We start from the raw sequence: 4,255 nt of genomic DNA, 5'->3' as shown, positions 1-4,255 counted from the left end.
GCCCAAATTGTCGCGCACCCGCCGCCACGGCGCCACGGCGCTCGGTGTCGCTGGCCTGGCCCAGGGCCATGGCAGCCCGGCGCACCGCCGCGGCCCGCTGCAGCAGCTGGGGGTCGGGCTCCGGCACGACGCTGGCAGGGGAAGAAAGGGTCTGGCTCATGGCCCCCATCATCCCAAGCGGTCCAGCGCCAGCCGCACCGCCCCCAGCCGGCCGGCACCGTTGCCCAGCTTGCAGCGGCGGATCGCCAGCCCCTCCCGGCTCACCGCCAGCACCCGCTCCTCCACCTCCCGCCAGACCGCCGGCAGGAAGTGGTGGCTGGCGGCGCCCAGACCACCGCCGATCAGCACCAGCTCCGGGGTGAGCACGTAAAGCAGGGAGCTGAGCCCCACCCCGAGGGGGCGTCCATAGGCCTCCCAGACCGCCAGGGCCTCCCTGTCGCCGGCATCGGCGCGGCGGCAGAGCTCGCGCGGATCGAGCGGGCTGAGGCGGGCCAGGCCGCCGAGGCTGCAGAACTGCTCCAGGGAGCCCCGGTTGCCGCTGCGGCACGGCGGGCCATCGGGGTCGACGCCGATCAGGCCAGGTTCGGCCGCCGCGCCGCCGTGGCCGGTGAACAGTCGGCCCTCCAGCAGCACCGCCCCGCCCACACCGGTGCCGAGGGTGAGCAGCAGCACATCGCCCACGCCCCGGGCCGCCCCCAGCCAGGCCTCGCCGAGCAGGGCACAGTTCGCGTCGTTGCCCAGGATCACCCGCCGCTCCAGCCGGGCTTCGAGCCAGGCGGCCAGCGGCACATCCCGCCACCCCGGCAGGTTGATCGAGATCCGCGCCACCCGACCCGCGGCGTCGCAGGGCCCCGGCAGGCCGATGCCCACCCGGTCGGCGAGCCGGTCGGGGTCGATCGCCTCGACCGCCTCCGCCAGGGCCATGCAGACTGCCCCCGGCACGGCGGGTTGGGGCGTGGGCACCTCGGCCTCGGCGAGCACGCTGCCCTGCCGGTCGCAGCGGGCCAGCTTGATGGCCGTGCCGCCCAGATCGATGCCGATCAGCTGGGCCTCACCGGCAGGTCGGGGGGAGAACGACGCCATCAGAAGCGCAGGAACACCTGCAGCAGCGACTGCCAGGCCCCCTCGGTGTCGACGGAGGTCTGCAGGTTGAAGGTGTCGGAGGCCTTGTAGGTGAGGGTCACCTGGGGGGGCACATCGGAGCGGTTCGGGGCCGCCAGCACCGACATGCTGAAGCGGTTGGTGATGTCCACGCCGATCTCGGCGCCGAGCACCAGCTGGGGCGGCACCCGCCGCCGGGTGGTGCCTTCCTGTTGGGTGTCGATCGCCTGGTTCACGTAGGTGGGATAGAGGGCCAGGCTCACCCGCTGACCGAAGGCGTCGCTGAGCGACGAGAGCAGCGGCGAGAGCAGGGTCTGGCCCACCACCGTGGCCAGGGCGGCGCCGGCCCCGCCGCCGCTCAGGCCCGCCAGGGAGTTGCCGCCGATCAGGGCCACCAGCCGCTCCTGCGGCAGGGGCGGGCTGCTGCGCAGCTTGAGGTTCTCGGCGATGCGGTCGGCGGGCCCGCTCACCGACACCACCACCAGGATCAGATTCAGCTGGTTGAGGGCCGAGAGGCCGGCCTGGTTGGGGGCGTTCTGCACCGAGGGGCCCAGGTCGCCCACCCCGGACGGCGAGAGCACGCTGAGACTGTCGGAGATGCGGGTGCGCAGGGCGATGTCGAGGTAGGGCACCAGCCCCAGGGAGGGGGTGAAGACCGCCACGTTGGGGGCATCGGGGTCCAGGCTGAAGCTGGTGGTGAACAGGTTCAGCCGTCCCCCCAGCAGCCGCACCACCCCGGAGGCCCGCAGGGAGGGATCCAGCCGCCCGGCGATGCGCAGGCGGCCGGCCGTGGTGAAGTTGGCGATGTTGGGGATTACCACCCGCAGGTCCGGCCCCAGCCGCAGGCTCATGTCCTGGAAGGCCAGGTAGGGGAAGCGGGGCACCGAGGCCCGCAGGGCTTCGGCGGTGGTGGACTCCACATCGGGGCCGAGCAGCACCAGGGGCTGGTCGAAGTTCCACTTCGACTCCAGCAGCTCGGGCATGGTGCGCGGCTGGACCGGCTGGTCGGACACCGGCTCGCTGGCCGCCAGCTGGCCCGGCTGGACGTTGATCGTGCCGCGGCTGATCGCCACGTCGCCACCGAGCACGGGGGCCAGCAGGCTGCCGCTCAGATGCAGCTGGCCGTCCCCCACCGCCGCCAGGCGCGGCACCTTGAAGGGCACCTGCTCCAGCTTCACCTGCAGGGTCCGCTCCTGGTCCAGGGGCCGGAACAGCCCCAGCCGGCCTTCGCCGCCCACCACCCCCTGGGGCCCCACCCGGGCCTGGAACTGCTGCACCACCAGCTGCTCGAAGTCGAACAGGATCGTGGCGTCCACCTCCCGCACCTCCTGGCCGATGAAGCGGCAGCGGAGCTCCCGCAGCCGCAGGAAGCCGTTGGCGATCGGGTCATCGAGGCTGCCGCGCACCAGCAGCTGCAGGTCGGCGCCGCCCTCCTGCCACTCGAAGGCCTCCCCCCCCAGGCGGGTGAGGAAGCGCAGGCCGTCGCCCCGGGTGGCCAGGCGCAACTCCAGCCCCTGCTGGGAGGCCACCAGCGGGATGGTGCCCGCCAGGTCGACGCTGCGGGAAGCCCCCTCGGCCCGCAGGGCCAGGTCCAGGCCGATCCCCTCGGCCTTCAGCTCCACCCGGCCCCGCTCCAGCTCCAGCGCCTGCTCGCCGAGGCGCCCGTCCACCAGCGCCAGGTCGAGGGAGAGTTCGGGACGGGGGCCGCCCAGCCGGTAGCGGCCTTTGGCGGCCAGGCTGCCGCGCAGGTTGTCGGGCAGCGGGGTGAGCAGCGCCAGCAGGGAAAGGGGCAGGTCGGCGAGGCTGAAGCGGCCGCTGCCGCCGCTGAGCGGCCCCTCCAGGCGCACCTCGAACGGCCTGCCGGCGAGGGCCTCGGCCCGGTCGCCCTGGTTGAACCAGAGGTGGCCGGTGGCCTTGAGGTCGGCCCGGGTGCGGGCGAAGTCCGGGCCGCTGAGCAGCAGATCGGCATCGATCCGGGCCTGCAGCCGCTCCAGCCGTTCCGCCCGGCTGGCGCGGCTGGCCGCCTGCTCCCGGGCGGCGACGCGTTCCTCGGCCCGGGCCAGGGCTGCAAGCTGGTCGGTGACCGTGCCGGCCATGGTGTCGATCACCAGGCTGCCCAGGTCACTGGCCCGCCCGCGGGCCGGGGCCGGCGCCCCGCGCCAGATGGGCCAGGCGTCGGTGAACTGGCGGAACAGCAGCGTGGAGAGCTGGCGTGCCTCGAAGCGGGCCCGGAACGGTCCGTTCCAGCGCCCGGAGACCGTGGCGGCGATGCGGCCCTCGCCGAGGGGCTCGATCTGCCCCTTCACCCGGTACTGGCGATCGTCGTAGGCCACATCCGCCTCGATCCGCCGTCCCCCCACCCCCAGAAACTCCGGCGAGAGCAGCTCCACCCGGCCGTCGAAGCCCAGTGGCTGCAGGCCCAGCCGGCCGCTGCCGCTGAGGTCCCCCTGCAGGGGACGCAGGCGGCGCTGGGGGCCGGTGGCCACCGCCAGCCCCCGCAGGGGGAAGGCGCGGGCCAGCCAGCGGTAGTCCGCCGGCCGGCCCTCGAGGGTCAGCACCCCGCCGTCCCGTTCAATCGCGGCCCGCACCGGCTGCCAGCGGCGGTCGAGCAGGGCTGTGAGGCGTCCGTCCGGCGTCGGCGCCACCGTGGTCAGATCCAGGGAGCGGTCCCGCAGCCGGCCGCGCCAGGTTTCCCGCAGCAGCAGCGGACCGGCGCCGGGCTGCTGCAGGCGCAGCTGCAGGTCGGGGCGCAGCTCGGCCAGGGGACCGGCGATCGTGCCCTCCGCATCCAGCTGGCCCTGGAGGGTGGTGCCCAGCAGCGGGTCGAGACGGGCCAGGGGGTAGTCGCGCACCTCCACCCGGGCCAGCAGCGGACCGGCCACCAGGCCCTGGCCCGGCTGAAAGGACAGGGGCAGCCGGGCCGTGGCCGCCAGGCGATCGGCATCGAAGCGTTCCAGCCGCAGCAGCTTGTCGCTCCAGACCAGCGCCGCCTGCCAGGGCCCCAGCAGCCGCTGGGAGGCCTGGCCCGTCTCCAGCCGCAGGCGTGGTGTCGCCAGCGGGCCATCCACCCGCAGCCGACCGACCAGGGGCTGCCGCGCCCAGACCGGCAGCCGGGCAGCGGCGGCAACGTCGTCGGGATCGAGGCGCCAGCGGG

Annotated in this window: 2 protein-coding genes; both read right to left on the bottom strand. The window is 74.6% G+C overall.

The window, feature by feature from the left end; genetic code table 11:
• Positions 1-168 precede the first annotated feature (168 nt).
• Positions 169-1,083, bottom strand: coding sequence for an ROK family protein (locus VB737_RS15300; RefSeq protein ID WP_500314226.1), 915 nt, complete (start codon positions 1,081-1,083; stop codon positions 169-171).
• The coding region (locus VB737_RS15295; RefSeq protein ID WP_500314224.1) for a translocation/assembly module TamB domain-containing protein at positions 1,083-4,255 on the bottom strand (3,173 nt) is incomplete at its 5' end. The genes VB737_RS15295 and VB737_RS15300, both read right to left, overlap by 1 nt.

It is taken from the genome of Synechococcus sp. BA-120 BA3, assembly GCF_034931285.1.
In the GTDB taxonomy this organism is placed as follows: Bacteria; Cyanobacteriota; Cyanobacteriia; order PCC-6307; family Cyanobiaceae; genus Cyanobium.
Note: the sequence above shows the minus strand (reverse complement) of the source record. Positions and strands in the feature narration are given on the sequence as shown.